12 protein-coding genes are annotated in these 15,512 nt (G+C 41.0%); 11 read left to right on the forward strand and 1 reads right to left on the reverse strand.

Going from position 1 to position 15,512, the window contains the following annotated elements:
- The 6 genes from nikD (at position 1) to BW986_RS22475 (ending at position 5,923) form a co-directional block, all read left to right on the forward strand.
- Complete coding sequence (nikD, locus tag BW986_RS22450; protein ID WP_397222885.1) at positions 1-837, forward strand: nickel import ATP-binding protein NikD; 837 nt, start codon at positions 1-3, stop codon at positions 835-837.
- Between the two features lie 33 nt (positions 838-870).
- Positions 871-1,692, forward strand: coding sequence for a nickel import ATP-binding protein NikE (gene nikE, locus BW986_RS22455; RefSeq protein WP_076370945.1), 822 nt, complete (start codon positions 871-873; stop codon positions 1,690-1,692).
- A gap of 98 nt (positions 1,693-1,790) precedes the next feature.
- Positions 1,791-3,107: an MATE family efflux transporter gene (locus tag BW986_RS22460; RefSeq protein ID WP_076370947.1), complete on the forward strand. Its 1,317-nt coding sequence runs from the start codon at positions 1,791-1,793 to the stop codon at positions 3,105-3,107.
- A gap of 598 nt (positions 3,108-3,705) precedes the next feature.
- Positions 3,706-4,482: a transporter substrate-binding domain-containing protein gene (locus BW986_RS22465; protein WP_076370949.1), complete on the forward strand. Its 777-nt coding sequence runs from the start codon at positions 3,706-3,708 to the stop codon at positions 4,480-4,482.
- Between the two features lie 65 nt (positions 4,483-4,547).
- The gene (locus BW986_RS22470) at positions 4,548-5,192 is read left to right on the forward strand and encodes an amino acid ABC transporter permease (RefSeq protein ID WP_076370951.1); all 645 of its coding nucleotides are present in this window, start codon (positions 4,548-4,550) and stop codon (positions 5,190-5,192) included.
- Complete coding sequence (locus tag BW986_RS22475; protein WP_076370953.1) at positions 5,189-5,923, forward strand: amino acid ABC transporter ATP-binding protein; 735 nt, start codon at positions 5,189-5,191, stop codon at positions 5,921-5,923. Before BW986_RS22470 ends, BW986_RS22475 begins: the two co-directional genes overlap by 4 nt.
- 106 nt (positions 5,924-6,029) lie before the next feature.
- On the opposite strand, the gene BW986_RS22480 is transcribed toward BW986_RS22475, so the two are convergent.
- Positions 6,030-8,537, reverse strand: a complete 2,508-nt coding sequence (locus tag BW986_RS22480; RefSeq protein ID WP_076370955.1) for an NEW3 domain-containing protein — start codon at positions 8,535-8,537, stop codon at positions 6,030-6,032.
- Positions 8,538-8,791: 254 nt separating this feature from the next.
- Here BW986_RS22480 and BW986_RS22485 point away from each other — a divergent pair, with 254 nt between their 5' ends.
- From BW986_RS22485 to argH, 5 genes are read left to right on the forward strand one after another with little or no spacing between them, the layout of a single operon-like run.
- The gene (locus tag BW986_RS22485) at positions 8,792-10,018 is read left to right on the forward strand and encodes an ROK family transcriptional regulator (RefSeq protein ID WP_076370957.1); all 1,227 of its coding nucleotides are present in this window, start codon (positions 8,792-8,794) and stop codon (positions 10,016-10,018) included.
- Entirely contained in the window at positions 10,018-11,109 is a 1,092-nt protein-coding gene (locus tag BW986_RS22490; protein WP_076370959.1) for an extracellular solute-binding protein, read from the forward strand. Before BW986_RS22485 ends, BW986_RS22490 begins: the two co-directional genes overlap by 1 nt.
- A 15-nt stretch (positions 11,110-11,124) precedes the next feature.
- Positions 11,125-12,237, forward strand: a complete 1,113-nt coding sequence (locus BW986_RS22495) for an ABC transporter ATP-binding protein (RefSeq protein ID WP_076370961.1) — start codon at positions 11,125-11,127, stop codon at positions 12,235-12,237.
- Complete coding sequence (locus tag BW986_RS22500) at positions 12,234-13,922, forward strand: ABC transporter permease (protein ID WP_076370963.1); 1,689 nt, start codon at positions 12,234-12,236, stop codon at positions 13,920-13,922. The genes BW986_RS22495 and BW986_RS22500 overlap by 4 nt, the downstream gene beginning before the upstream one ends.
- A 16-nt stretch (positions 13,923-13,938) precedes the next feature.
- Positions 13,939-15,423 carry an argininosuccinate lyase gene (argH, locus tag BW986_RS22505; protein ID WP_076370965.1) on the forward strand — a complete coding sequence of 495 codons (1,485 nt, stop codon included), beginning with the start codon at positions 13,939-13,941 and terminating at the stop codon, positions 15,421-15,423.
- Positions 15,424-15,512: the final 89 nt, after the last annotated feature.

Raw genomic sequence — 15,512 nt, forward strand, 5'->3', positions numbered from 1 at the left:
ATGAGAAGATTGAGAACAGAACGATCGAATGTATTAAAAGTGAGCGATCTACATGTACAAGTACAAACAAAAGATGGTGCGTCCACTCTCGTTAAGGATATTGATTTTGAACTGGAAAAAGGAAAGGTGCTAGGTCTTGTTGGGGAAAGTGGGTGTGGCAAAACCGTTACGAGTATGTCCATTCTACAGCTTCTTGATCGGAAAACAACGACGATTGAAGGTAGCATTACCCTCCAAGGAAGAGAATTGAATGGGTTGGACGATAAAGAAATACGTAAAATCCGTGGCAAGGATATTGCCTTTATTATGCAAAATCCGATGAATTCATTTACGCCTGTTTTTACAATTGGCAATCAATTTATCGAAACGATCAGGTCTCATACCTCATTGAATAAACAACAAGCAAAAGAGCTTGCCATCGATGCGATGCAAAATGTAAACCTGCCAGATCCCGCGAAACTATTAAAAAGCTATCCTTTTCAATTGAGTGGAGGTATGCTTCAACGCGTGATGATTGCCATGGCTGCATGTTTACACCCTTCAGTTATTATTGCTGATGAGCCGACAACTGCACTCGACGTTCATAACCAATTACAAGTACTTCGCCACCTGGATAGAATTCGTTCAGAATATGGAACATCCATTTTACTCATTTCTCATGATCTGGGAGTCATTTCTGAAATGGCAGATGATGTAGTCGTTATGCAACATGGCAGAATTGTAGAAGCTGCAAATGTATTTGAACTATTTGATAATCCGCAGCATGAGTATACAAAGAAACTGCTAAATGCCCGACTTACCTTAAATCTTGAAGAACCTATCGCCCATATGTTGTGATATATAGATTGCATTCTTTGGAGGGGGGAACAAATGAGTTTATTACAAGTAAAAGCAGTGTCTCATAGCTATAATTCTCATAAGTTTTTTAAATGGAAAGACGATTCTAAAAAAGTACTCACTGACATTTCCCTCTCTATTGACGAAGGAACATGTTTAGGACTACTTGGAACGAGTGGAGCTGGAAAAAGCACATTAGGAAAAGTGATTCTAGGCTTAGAACGTCCCAAGCAGGGACAGGTTCTGTTTCAAGGGCATGATATCTATACTGCTGATAAGCTTATTCGACAAAAAATACGCCGGGATCTCCAAGTTGTCTTTCAAGATTCGCATTCATCTGTCAATCCACGAATGACGGCCGAGCATATTATAGGCGAACCATTAGAAAACTATGAAAAACTAACAGTAGCCGAACAAAAAAGAACCGTTATTGAGCTATTGGAAAGAGTCGGCCTAAGTGAGAAGGATTTAAAAAAATACCCACATCAATTTAGCGGTGGACAATTGCAAAGAATTAATATTGCTAGAGCAATTTCTCTTAAGCCAATGCTAATCGTCTTAGACGAATCCGTAAGCAGTCTGGATATGGTTAATCAAACACTAATTTTAGAATTATTAAGTGAGTTGAAAAAAGACTTCGGCTTATCTTATCTTTTTATTACACATGATATTAAAGCGGCCTATTCCATCTCTGATAATTTGGGTGTGCTGGAAAAAGGAGAATTAATCGAGCTTTACGATTCTAAAAATCAGTTTTTTTCGTCGGAACATCCTGTCGTCAAACAGATGAGAGGCTCTATCCTTGCTGAGCATCCACGCTTTCGGTCTCTTCCAACGAGGATTAACAAGACCTAGTCTAGAATTTATATTTATTGATTGGAAGGCCTCGATTTCAACTTGAAAATCGAGGCTCTTGTTTATATTTTTTCTGAAGAACATATTGGAGGGAAAAGATGAATCATCGAACATACCTTACTTTAGCCATTCCCTTAACGATTTCAACGATGACAACACCTTTATTAGGGGCTGTGGATACGGCAGTTGTTGGTCAGCTTCCAGATCCGGCGTATATTGGGGGAGTTGCAGTAGGTAGCGTTATTTTTAATACTTTATATTGGTTATTCGGTTTTTTACGAGTTAGCACGTCTGCGTTTACCGCTCAAGCTAATGGGGCAAACGATCAAGCTCAAGGAGCACTCGCTTTGTTTCGCCCTTTTTTATTAGCCGTCATTGTAGGTCTTTGTTTTATCCTCCTGCAATGGCCGATTGAATATGCGGCTTTGAAACTGATCGCACCTGATTCCAATGTTAGCAAATTTGCAGCGGAATATTTTCGAATTCGAATTTGGGGAGCGCCCTTCACTTTGATGAATTATGTCATTCTTGGTTGGTTGATGGGCATGTCGAAGATTAAAGTATCTTTATTTTTACAAGTGTTCATGAATGTTTTGAATATTGTTCTTGCCATTTTGTTTGTTTATGTCTTTTCTTTGGCCGTAAAAGGGGTGGCTATGGCAACTTTAATCGCAGAAATCACAGCTTTCTTAATTGGCTTACTCCTTTTATTGAAGGCATCACCGATTCGATGGGAAATGCCAGCTGTGGGAACGCTTATAGATTCACATTCCATGAAAAAGATGTTTATCGTTAACCGGGATTTATTTATTCGAACGATTTGTTTATTAGCTGTTTTTAACTTGTTTACAGCAAAAGGAGCTACTTTTGGCACGGAACTATTGGCTGCCAATGCTGTATTGATTCAAATTCATTATATTATGGCTTATTTCTTTGATGGGTTTGCGAATGCATCTAGCATACTAGTAGGTAAAGCGATTGGTTCAAATGATGAAAAATTATATAAAAAAACGCTCACCCTATCCTGGCAATGGTCAATTCTATCCGCTTTCTTCATTGCTTGTGCCTATGCAATATTTCAAGAACAGATTATTGGACTCTTCACGAATTTACCTAAAGTAATCGAGCTTTCGAATACATATGGAGCTTGGCTAATTATTTTCCCATTCACAGCCTGTTTCGGACTCGTCATTTACGGTGTCTTCACGGGAGCTACTGAAATTGTACCGGTTCGAAACTCTATGATTTACGCGTTGATGGCGTATATTATTGTGCAAGTCACTGCAACACCCATCTGGGACAATCATGGCTTATGGCTCGCCTTCATTGTCTTTAGTGTGGGTAGATCTTGTTTTCTAGTTATGTATATCCCTAGACTGAATAAGAAAATTTTTCATGTTAAACAAGAATTGTGAATGTCTTTCCTAAAATATAAAGGTAATCCGATGTTTCATAAAGACAAGTTGCTAAATGGTGGCTTATTGATCCAATAGGTGCATGAATTAAGATCGAAGCTGTCTATAAGGCAGCTTTTCTTTATGGATCTATAGGGCGCTTTAGTTGAAGAAGGGGTATTTTAGACCTATAAAACCAGCGACATCCGCCTCTATTTTCCTTTTTTTAAAACTTTTGATTCCGTCTATTATTCAACCAATTCCTGATATTTGTATTGCGATCATATGGTGGTTCGAAACATTTAAAGGTAGCAAAATTGTTGCATCGATAATCAATTGTGTAAGCTTCAATGATCCTAAAGGGGTGTCTCCTATTAAGGATTTCAAAACTTACCTGGTATAAAAACAACTTTAAAGGCATGATCTGCTATTTTTAAAGTGAAGGTTTCCTTTTTTTATTTTCCATCAATGAAACAATATTAGGAAAAACATCCATAAAAATTATTTGAAGAAAATAATATATATTCTAAAAATTCATATTATAATACTTTATTCTTATGCTATATTATAGGGAGAATTATTTATTATCACGTATAATCTAAGAATTGGAGTGATTTGAATGAAGAAACTTGGTTTATTGAGTATGTTTTTGATTCTAACTATCTTTATCTCGGCTTGTGGAACCAATGAAGAAAAAAATGCAGGTGAGGAAAAGGAACCTGAAAAGGTATATAAGGTTGGTGTGGATACGACTTATCCTCCTTTTGAATTTAAAGAGGGGAACGAATATAAAGGTATTGATATAGAATTGATCAATGCAATTGCGAAAGACCAGGATTTTAAAATCAAATTGTCTCCGATGGATTTTGGCGGAATCATTCCGGCTATGCAAGCCAATCAGCTTGATGTAGCCATTGCGGGCATGAGCATTACAGAGGAAAGAAAAAAGGTAGTGGATTTCTCAACACCGTATTTTGATGCAGGACTAACAATAGTTGTTAAAAAAGATAATACAAGCACTAAAACTGTTAAAGATCTTAAAGGAAAAACCATTGCAGTCAAAAAGGGAACAACAGGTGCTAAGTATGCACAGGATAATGCTACGAAACTAGGAATTAAGGTAGTTCAATTCAATGATAGTCCAGCGATGTTCCAGGAAGTGGCCAACGGTAATGCGGATGCTCTTATAGAAGATTACCCGGTTATCTCCTATGCGATCGCCCAAAAAGATCTTGGGCTGAAAATCGTAGGTGACCGTTTGAATGGTGACCAATATGGAATTGCTGTATTGAAAGGGCAAAACAAGGATTTATTGAAGAAAATTAATGATGGTCTTGCCAATCTGAAAAAAGATGGCACCTATGATGAAATTATTAAAACGTATCTTGGTGAATAAACAATAGATTTAAAGCTCGATAGGCGCGCTTATGGCGCGCTTTCTTTTTCAAAGGGGGGAAAGAAATGGATATAATTGTTGCGGCATTGCCAATATTATTAAAAGGACTTCAGGTGACACTTTATATCTTTGTGATTGCCATTATCCTAGGTTTTTTGATTGGTTTACTGGTCGCTTTGCTGCGACTTGCCCCCATCAAGATCTTGAACTGGATTGCAAAGGTTTATGTGGATGCGATACGAGGGACACCGTTCATCGTTCAGCTGTTTTTTATCTATTTTGGTGTGAATTCACTGAATTTGATTTCTTTGGACAGTACAACAGCTGGAATAATTACCGTTGCTATCAATGCAGGGGCATATTTTGCTGAAATAATAAGGGCGGGGATACAATCCATCGATAAAGGACAAACCGAAGCGGCAAGATCCATCGGGTTCACTGGTACTCAAACAATGAGGTATGTCGTGCTGCCGCAAGCCTTTAGAAGGATGCTACCTACCATTACGAACCAATCGATCATCAGCTTGAAAGACACTTCGCTATTATCCGTCATTGGTATTGCCGATTTAACCCAGCAAGGTCAGATTCAAGCTTCGGCAACCTTTGAAGCATTCAAGATTTGGCTGGCCGTCGGTGTGATTTACTTTATCATCATCTATTTGTTAACCCTTATTGCTAATTTCATAGAAAGGAGGGTACAAGTTCGATGAGCATCATAACTGTAAAAAACCTGAGAAAATCATTTGGAACTGTCGAGGTTTTAAAAGATATTAATGCAGAAGTGCAGGAAAAGGAAGTAATTTGCGTAATAGGCCCTTCTGGATCTGGAAAGAGTACATTCCTGCGTTGCCTGAATCTCCTTGAGGAAATTACGGGCGGTGAGGTGGTCATTAACGGACATGAAATAACCGATCCCAAAAGGAAAATCAATATTAACAAAGTCCGGCAAGAAGTTGGAATGGTCTTTCAACATTTCAATCTATTCCCTCATAAAACCGTCCTTGAGAACATAACATTGGGCCCTATTAAAATTCGTGCCACCGAGAAAGCGGAAGCAGGAAGATTGGCGCTTGAGTTATTGGATAAGGTTGGCCTTAAGGAAAAAGCAAATAGCTATCCAGGGGAACTTTCCGGCGGACAAAAACAGCGGGTCGCCATCGCAAGAGCATTAGCGATGAATCCGAAAATCATGCTATTTGATGAACCGACTTCGGCCCTTGACCCTGAGATGGTCGGCGATGTTTTGGAGGTAATGAAGCAACTTGCCAAGGAAGGCATGACAATGGTTGTCGTTACGCATGAAATGGGCTTTGCCCGGGAAGTAGGGGACCGGGTCATATTCATGGATGGAGGGTATATCGTGGAAGAAAATGAGCCGAATGAATTATTCGGCAACCCTCAGCACGACAGAACGAAAGCATTCTTGAGCAAAGTGCTTTAATGGGATGGCTGTAAGGAGCGGGAATCAGTCAGGCCTGTTTATTAATATCATCGGGCAAGCATCAAAAAAACCTATGCATTCGCCACATGCATAGGTTTTTTCTTATTTACTTGGCACCGTAACTAATCAAGTTCGTCATGATTCGATATCCGCCTGAAACCTGGCCTTGAATTTGCCTGTATAGGACAAGGTTGGTGTAGAGGTAGGTGCCATTACCGTATTTAGCCATTAGGATTCCGCCATCAAATGGTTCTTCATTTGGATCGGCCATGGAAATGAATGTTTCAAACCGTTCATCCCATTCCATTGGGAAGTACAATCCTCTTTCTTGGACCCAATTGCTCCAGTCATCACTTGTTATTTTATTTGGATAGTTAAAGAGAGCCGATTCTGGTTTCGAGACGTTTACCGTGGCCTTTTCATCGGTTACCCGCCAGCGAATGGAAGGATTCCCGAGGGTAAGGGGATATGGAGCTGTCTTCAGGGCATCCCATCCATCACCCGGTTTATGGTATTGAACGACGAGATGACCGCCGTTTTCCACATATTCAAGTAAGCGCGCGTTATTTGCCTTTAAATCTTCCCTTGATAGATAAGCACGGATGCCTGTAACGATCGTATCATATTGACTTAAATCACCTTCAGCTAAATCAGCTGCAGTTAACTTCGTAATGTTCAGGCCTGCATTGCTCAAATAATCTGCCACTTTATCGAATCCACTTTCAATGTACCCAACTTTTAATGAAGCTGGCATTAAAAGCTCAAATGCAACCGTGTTGATAGCTGCTGGGTATTGGTAATAGAATGTTCCGATATGGTCATAGGAAATTTCCTGAATGGTAGAATCAAAGGTTTTCCCATTGACAGTAGCAGCTGCCTTAATCTGATATTCACCATTTTGAATTGCCTTCGGTGGTCTGAGGGTGAATTTTACTTGTTTTTCTTCTGACTTTTCATTAAATGATACAGTGGCATTTTTGGGATGAACTCCCCAATTTTCAGGGGCTTTTAAAGCGACCTTAGCTGATGTTTTTCCTTCTGTGTAGTTTTTCAAGGTTACGGTCACTGGGACTTGTTCTTTTACATCTGCTGTATTTACGACGATATCTTCAGGTGATAGGGTAAGGCCAACATCGGGAAGGACAGCGATCGTTCCATCCAATTCTTCCTTGATGGTCGTTTTTGTACTGCCGTACCTATAAGAAATGCTCGTTGTAATGGTTGATTGATCATAGGCATGGTAATAGGCTGCATCTTCAGGGACTTCAACCAGGTAGGTCATTGTCGCTGATTTATTTGGTGCCAGATTGACATCTTTGGATTTTGTTTTGGTCTTCCATCCTTTAGGCACGTTCAATGCAGCATTGACTTTTTTCAAGGTTTGTTTCCCGTTATTCTTCACGGTTACGGTTACATTCGTTCTTTGGCCTTTCGTAAGGATCTTTGAAGCCGCGTTAGCTTGAACTTCGAGTCCTGAAGAGACATAACTGACGTTTTGCAATTGCTCTTCTTTTAATGAGAGCTTATGAAGCAAGTCGTTCTTAATGGAAGGGCTTAGCTTTGCCTTTTTGACTTGCGCAGTAATTGAACGAACATTGGAGAGCGCATTTTGGGATGCTGAAAAAACCCGTTTTTCATTAGGATAAGCCGCAATGACGGTGTCCAAATTCCGTTGCAGGTATTTAAATTCACCTTTCAATTTTGAGGCTTGGCGAGGGAGTTTTTCAGCCCATTCAGTAAAATTGTAAGGTACACCTGCAAAAAGGTCAGACTGTTTTTTTGTATCAACGGCGCTTTGCTTCAAATCCAGATGGATCTGGCGAGGTGCTGCAGGGATATCAGAACCCATGCCTTGGCTTTTATGCAGATAGCGTGATTGTTCTCCAAGCTGAGGGTAAGTCATATTGTATATTGGGTCCAATTTACCGATTTCAATAGAAGTGGTTGCTTGATCTGCCGAGGAAATGGGCAAATATAACTTTTTCACTTGCCATACCGATAGACCTTGTTTCAATTGTTGTGGAAACACGGTTGGGTCGGCGGCATCCTTAAAGGCACGTTCACTTAAGATTGTCATTGTTCGGTGATGTCCATGCTGGGTATCATCATTTTGAAAGGATGGCATCAATATATCCGGCTGATACGTCCGAATAAAGCGGATTAGCCGTTCATAGGTGAGTTCCTCTCCCCATTTTTCCAATGTTTCCTCTGGTGTTTTAGAGAAGCCGAAATCATAAATGGGATCAGATGTAGTCTCACTTAGATGATAGGCCTTAACCCCGGTGATTTTTGCAGCTTCTATCATTTCCCTTGAACGGATGATTCCAAGAGCATTGTCCAGTTCATCCCCAATTTCATTTTGTCCTCCTTCACCACGGTTTGCAATCAGGCTGGACGTCTTAACCCCTAATCCTCTCGATAGATAAGCGAGAAAGTCACTGCGTTCATCATCCGGATGGGCACCGCTGTTCAAGAATGTCACGGTCGTCTCGAGCGGCTTAACCGCATTCCATAACTCAACGTTGGTTTCATCAGGATCTGCAGCACTACCTCCAAGCGGCAATAATGCAAGAACCAACAAAAGGGAAAGCAACGATAACAAAGCTTTTTTCATTATTCTTTTAACCCCCTTCACTTTTATAAAACTCCTAAAAAAATGTAGGTTAGTAATATTTTCTAACTAACCAGACGAAAAAACTTATCTAATAAATAGCACTAATGGGTATAAATGTAAATGATGCGAAGTAACTATTAAAAATTGAACATTTTAAAAGTTCGGAAAAATAACTTGTGTGCTGGATTCTTTTAAGTTATATTTTTACTTAATTAGGAAGATTTACTAACTAAATGATGTAAGGCCGTGATGTGATGAGTTTTAAAAGACCACCCAGTCATCAAAAATATGTCAATAAAAAAAGAATCATTCAATGCATCCAGGAATGTTCGCCCATTTCAAGAGCCGAAATCGCTGTTAAGCTTCAGCTAAGTAAACCAACTGTTTCTCTGGCTGTGGATGAACTTATACAGGAGAAATGGGTATTTGAGAAAGGAATAGGAGAATCCTCCTCTCAAGGCGGAAGAAGGCCTATCCAGCTCTTTTTTAATGAAAAGGCTGCCTATATCATTGGGGTCGATATAGGCGGGACGAAAGTGAAAATCATTTTAAGTGATTTAAGCGGCAACATCCTCGCCGACACTAGTTTTTCAACTAACACCTATTTACAATCAGGGCTTCTTAAACAAATGGCGATTGAAACGGAACGGTTAATTGCAAAGAATCAGATTGCGAAAGGCAGGATATTGGGGATGGGAGTCGGGATCCCTGGTATAACGCAAACGGCAAGCGGATTAGTAATAGAGGCACCGAGTTTAGGCTGGGTACAATATCCGTTCATTGCCGAAGCGAAACGGTATTTTGATTTTCCCATTTTTCTAGACAATGATGTAAACGCGGCTGCGCTAGGTGAACAGTGGTTGGGTAATGCACAAAATAAGCGGAATTTGCTGTTCATTGCGGTTGGCACGGGGATAGGAAGCGGCATTATCTTGAATAACCAGTTATACAGAGGAGCATCAAGTGCAGCTGGGGAAATGGGATATATGGTAACGGACAAAGAGGATATGAAGCGTGAATTCAAGCCGATTTTCCATAGATACGGCTATTTGGAAAGTGTCGCAGGAGGAAAGTCGATTGGCAGTCATTTTACCAGGGAGGTTCTCAAGAATCCTGATCATTCTTTATTCGAACGGGCCAAATCTTCCGAACTATCGGGGGAGGATGCCTTTTTGTCAGCAAAAAATGGAGACACGACAGCCATTGCCGTCATAAATGAAGCCATCGAACATTTGGCCTGCGGAATTGTCAATGCGGCCAGTTTGCTTAATCCAGAGGTGATTATTTTAGGGGGTGGTGTTTTAAATTCATCTGAATACATTTTACCTAGAATTCGGGAGATCGTTGATCGATATCTTCCTAGTTTAGTAGAAATGAAAACTTCACAACTTGGAGAAAACGCAGGGGTACTGGGAGCGGTTTCCCTTTTCTTAAGGGAACATGATGGCATTTTGAATTTTCGTGATGAGGGGGAGTATTAATGAAAAATAGGAAAAAGTCGCTTGTCTCAGTAATGGCCTTATCGGCAGCACTATTGATTTCGGGATGTAACGGTGCAGATACGAAGACGAGTTCGGATGCTGGCGGTGCCAAGGGAAAAAAGGGTGAGCTGGAAGATAAGATCGTTGTTTATTCACCGCATGGCAAAGATATTTTATCAAAATTCGAAAAACAGTTCGAAGATGAGTATGGTATTGATGTTGAGTGGCTTGATATGGGATCTCAGGAAATCCTTGACCGCGTTCGATCAGAGAAAAGTAATCCGCAGGCAGACGTTTGGTGGGGGGCACCTTCCACGAACTTCAATCAAGCAAAGAGTGATGGGCTGCTGGCTGCTTATAAGCCTAGCTATTCCGATAGTCTCGATAAAGGATTCCACGATCCGGAATGGTATTGGACGGGAACGAGCCAGACACCGGAAGTCATCATGTATAACAGCAAAGAACTATCAAAAGACGAGGTACCGAAAGATTGGGATGAGCTGCTTGATCCGAAGTGGAAAGACGAAATCATCATTCGCTATCCGTTAGCCTCAGGAACGATGAGGACAATTTTTTCTGCGATGATCTATCGTACGTATAAGGATACAAATGATCCGAAAGAAGGGTATGACTGGTTAAAGAAGCTCGACCAAAACACAAAGGAATATTCAGCAAACCCGGAAATGATGTATAACAAGGTGGCCAAAGGAGAGGGCTCACTTTCCGTTTGGGCAATGCCGGATGTTGTCATGCTTAAGGAAAATAAAAATTATCCGTTTGAGTTCGTCATTCCAGAAAGCGGAACACCAGTATTGACAGAGGGGATCGCCATCGTTGAAGGTGCCAAGCATCCAAAAGCGGCAGAAGCCTTTTATGAGTTCGTGAATTCACCGGAAGCCGCAAAAACTCTGGCAGAAGAGTTTTACAGGATTCCGACCAGAAATGATGTGAAGGATTTACCTGAATGGATCACGGAAACAGAAGTTAAAGCGATGGATATTGATTGGAATGCATTCGAAGAAAAAGGTGACGAGTGGATGAAATATTGGGACGAAAATATTAAAAGCGGAGATAAAGAAATTAAAGAATAAGGAAGTGTCGTTGGGATGGCGTCAATAAAAATAGAGAATGTCCAAAAAGCCTTCGGGAAAACGATAGCTGTTGATCATTTAAATCTGGAAATCAAAGAAGGTGAGTTTTTTACCTTTCTTGGTCCGAGTGGCTGCGGTAAAACGACAACGCTTCGGATGATTGCCGGTTTTTATTATCCGACAAAAGGTGTCGTCCGATTTGGCGACAAAGATATGACGCGTGTACCTCCGGAGAAAAGAAATACAGGCATGGTTTTTCAAAACTATGCCCTCTTTCCCCACATGACTGTTTTTGAAAATGTAGCGTTTGGCTTGCGTGTAAGAAAAGTTTCTTCTGCTGACTTAAAGAGGAGAGTGCTGGAAGCCCTCCAAAAAGTCAGGCTGGAGAGCTACTCGAATCGTCAAGTGAGTCAGTTAAGCGGAGGACAGCAGCAGCGGGTGGCCCTAGCTAGAGCACTGGTCATTGAACCGGAAATATTACTGCTGGATGAACCATTAAGTAATCTGGACGCCAAGCTTCGTGATGAAATGAGAGTGGAAATCTTAAGGTTGCAGCGTGATTATAAGATTACCACCATTTATGTTACACATGATCAGGCCGAGGCATTATCCATGAGTGATCGGATCGCTGTGTTCAATTATGGCGTATGTCACCAGGTCGGGACGCCGGCAGAAATTTATAATCAGCCGGCCAATGATTTTGTGGCTAGTTTTATAGGCGAGATTAATCTATTGCCCGTTCAAGTGGAGAACGTTCAACAAGAGAATGTAGTAGTATCTCTCAAAAACGTTGAACAACCGGTTAGGTTCCATGTTCAAAATAAAACTGGAGAAGGAAATTCCATTTTACAGACTGATAATGACCTTGCGATTTCGATTCGTCCTGAAGCAATCAGAATTCTGGATGCAGCCGAAGAAGGAATGAATATATTTAGAGGTAAAATAAATTCCGTCCAATTCTTTGGATCTGTTGTGAATGTCATGGTGGATGTTCAAGACGTGTCACTAAGGGTTGACGTATTCAACACTCAGGATTTTGGGTACTTTTATCAAGGAAAGGAAGTGTATGTCCAGCTTCCTGAGAAACAGCTGCGTCTTATCCCTGTCATAAGCGGTGATGCTCCATGATTAAAAATCGTGATACCAGGTTGACGATTTGGCTGCTTATACCAGTTGTAATGGTGCTCGTAGCGTATGTTCTCTACCCATCATTGAGGACCTTTATCGAAAGTCTGCAAAAAGACGGAACGATATCCCTTGGAAATTATCAGGAATTCTTCGTGCAGGAATCGAAAACGAACCTAGAGGCGCTATGGAATTCCGTTTATATATCCTTATTGAGTGTATTGGTCAGTGCCTTGATTGGCATTCCGCTCGCATTTATTTTTAACCGTTATGATTTTCCCGGCAGAAGCTTCTTTTCATCAGCAGCGATTTTGCCGATTGTCCTTCCATCATTGGTAGGGGTCATGGCTTTTATGTTTTTATATGGAGAATCGGGATTGATTCCAAATGCCATCAAGGATCTGTTTGGTCTCGATAAAGTTCCATTTAAAATTGGCGGGGTATCGGGAATCCTTATCGTGCATGCCTATACGATGTATGTCTATTTTTATATGACCGTATCCGCTGCAATCAATAAAATTGATCCGTCCCTTGAAGAAGCTGCTTATAACTTAGGTGCAAATAAATTCAAGGTTTTTTGGAAGGTGACATTTCCATTATTGACACCTGCCATCGTTGCCGCTTCTTTGCTTGTTTTCATGATATCAATGGCTTCATTCAGTGCCCCGTTTTTATTGGCTGGCGGATACAGGGTGTTGAGCCTGCAAATTTATTTTTCAAAAATAAATGGTGATATGGAAATTGCCGCTACTCAATCCGTCATTCTATCCATCGTTTCGATTTCATTTCTATTATTCATGCGTTGGTATCAGAATAGGAAAGATTATCGCATGGCTTCAAAAGGGATTGGGGCACACAGGAGTGAAGTGAAGAACCCGATTATGAAATGGGTGATGGTCGTAACGGGCATCATTGGCGTGATTATTTTACTTTTACCGCACTTTACGATTCTTTTGCTTTCACTTGTGCCGGATGGAACCTGGACATTTCAAACGTATCCAACAGTATTTAATGTGGAAAATTACAGGCTTTTGTTTGAAGATCCTAATATCTTCAAACCGTTACGAAATAGTTTACTGATGGCGGTCATTGCAACGTTGGCAAATCTGGTGTTTGGGGTCATAGCGTCCTATGTGCTTGTTAAACGGAAATTTGTCGGGAAAAGCTTTGTCGATATTCTAGTCATGATACCTTGGGCGTTGCCTGCAACGGTCATAGGGATGAACTTGATATTCGCATTCAATGAACCTAGCATTTTTTCTTTCGGTCAAATATTGGTAGGAACATTTTGGATTTTGCCCCTTGCCTATTTCATCAGACATATTCCACTCGTTGTCCGCTCGACTAACGCCGTTCTGGAGCAGCTCGATGATTCGATTGAAGAAGCGGCCAGAAACTTGGGGGCAAAGTGGTTTTATACCTTCAGAAAGGTCATATTTCCGATTATAATGCCTGGCGTTTTATCAGGGACATTATTGGCATTTATCGAATCTGTGGGGGAATTCCCGACCTCGGTCCTGCTGTACACGATTTCAAACAGACCCATATCCATTGAAATCATGAATCAGCTTCGAATGTTCAATATGGGGCAGGCAGCTGCCTATGGGATGATTCAAATCACGCTGATTGTAATCGTTCTCTTTATTTCGAACAAGTTTTTTGGAATCAAAGCGGAAAAAGCTTTATGAATTTGGAGGTTTAAAGATGAGCAGGCTTGAAGATTTTATCAAAAACGAAGGTAGTGTCTTTCCCGGAAAAACATATGCTAGAGAGCTTCTGATGCCTGTTTTTAATGATCAAAGAGATTACTTATTTCATACAATGTTCGATATTCATCGGGCGCATGTCATCATGCTTTCGGAACAAAAGATCATTAAAGAAGAAGAGGCGAAAACAATGCTTGATGGGATTCGGAAAGTGGCCCAAACAGATCTTAAGCAGTTGACCTATCAGCCCCAATTCGAAGACTTATTTTTCATGATGGAGGCAAAGATAGGTGAGGAAATCGGTCATGAACTTGCAGGAAAGATTCATATCGGCCGCAGTCGTAATGATATGGGAGTAGCGATGTACCGGCTTGTTTTGAGAGGCCATCTGCTCCAATTGATTGGCTATGCAAGCCATTTGAGTGAGGCATTCCTGGTGCAGGCTGAAAAACATACAGAAACCTATATAACTGGTTACACGCATACCCAACCGGCTCAGCCGACTACGATAGGACATTACTTTTTAGCCATTTATGATGTGCTTCAAAGGGATATTGGCCGGTTATGGGCAGCCTATGAAACGGTTAACCAATCGCCTTTGGGAGCTGCCGCGTTAACGACCACCGGTTTTCCAATCAGCCGGAACCGTACTGCTGAACTGCTTGGGTTTGATTCGGTGATCGAGAATTCCTATGACTCGATAGGCGGGGCGGATTATTTATTGGAAACCGCAACGGCCATCATGACGTGCATGGTCAATACAGGGAGATGGATTCAGGATTTCCTGCAGCATGTGACAAGGGAGTTTGGTACATTTCATGTGGCCGATCCTTATGTTCAAGTGAGCAGCATCATGCCGCAAAAAAGAAATCCAGTTTCCATTGAACACTCCCGTTCGATTGCTAGCAGTGCATATGGTGATGCACTCGCAGCAATGAATATGATCCACAATACGCCATTTGGTGATATCGTCGATACGGAAGATGATTTACAGCCGCATTTATATCGGGCATTTTCGAATGCAGGACGTGTCATGAAACTCATGTATGCCGTCATATCGACTTTGAAAGTGAATGAAGAACATACAAAGAAAATGGCCGCAAAATCCAGTATAACGGTTACTGAATTAGCGGATACCCTATCAAGAGATTACGAGATATCATTTAGAAAGGCTCATACCATCGCCAGTCATATTGCAAAACGGTCGATTGGTGAAGGGAAGGAGCTTTATGATTGGGACACACAAGACATCAACAAGATCATCAATGAATTCGTTGCAGTGAATTTAACTGAAGACGAATGGAAAAAGATCATCTCTCCCGAATACTTTGTGGAGATTAGAAGCATCCAAGGAGGGCCCAGCCCGAAAGAGGTAACGAGGATGATCGTAAATAGAAAACGAAAACTGGAACAACAGCTGCAGGAATATAAGAAAATGGTCAAAGCGTTGAATGATGGCAGGAAGGCTTTAGTGGATTACTGATGGTGCCAGGGAAATTCACGAGTATTTGCTCCATACTCCCAATTATTAAGAAAAAGGAAATTATGACAATGGATGTCGATAACAAGGAA

The sequence above is a fragment of the Peribacillus simplex genome (genome assembly GCF_900156045.1).
In the GTDB taxonomy this organism is placed as follows: Bacteria; Bacillota; Bacilli; order Bacillales; family DSM-1321; genus Peribacillus; species Peribacillus simplex_D.

Bases quoted from the DNA above. Each gene is read 5' to 3' on its own strand.
- nikD (WP_397222885.1), top strand. From the start codon at position 1: ATGAGAAGATTGAGAACAGAACGATCGAATGTATTAAAAGTGAGCGAT.
- nikE (WP_076370945.1), top strand. From the start codon at position 871: ATGAGTTTATTACAAGTAAAAGCAGTGTCTCATAGCTATAATTCTCAT.
- BW986_RS22460 (WP_076370947.1), top strand. From the start codon at position 1,791: ATGAATCATCGAACATACCTTACTTTAGCCATTCCCTTAACGATTTCA.
- BW986_RS22465 (WP_076370949.1), top strand. From the start codon at position 3,706: ATGAAGAAACTTGGTTTATTGAGTATGTTTTTGATTCTAACTATCTTT.
- BW986_RS22470 (WP_076370951.1), top strand. From the start codon at position 4,548: ATGGATATAATTGTTGCGGCATTGCCAATATTATTAAAAGGACTTCAG.
- BW986_RS22475 (WP_076370953.1), top strand. From the start codon at position 5,189: ATGAGCATCATAACTGTAAAAAACCTGAGAAAATCATTTGGAACTGTC.
- BW986_RS22480 (WP_076370955.1), bottom strand. From the start codon at position 8,537: ATGAAAAAAGCTTTGTTATCGTTGCTTTCCCTTTTGTTGGTTCTTGCA.
- BW986_RS22485 (WP_076370957.1), top strand. From the start codon at position 8,792: ATGAGTTTTAAAAGACCACCCAGTCATCAAAAATATGTCAATAAAAAA.
- BW986_RS22490 (WP_076370959.1), top strand. From the start codon at position 10,018: ATGAAAAATAGGAAAAAGTCGCTTGTCTCAGTAATGGCCTTATCGGCA.
- BW986_RS22495 (WP_076370961.1), top strand. From the start codon at position 11,125: ATGGCGTCAATAAAAATAGAGAATGTCCAAAAAGCCTTCGGGAAAACG.
- BW986_RS22500 (WP_076370963.1), top strand. From the start codon at position 12,234: ATGATTAAAAATCGTGATACCAGGTTGACGATTTGGCTGCTTATACCA.
- argH (WP_076370965.1), top strand. From the start codon at position 13,939: ATGAGCAGGCTTGAAGATTTTATCAAAAACGAAGGTAGTGTCTTTCCC.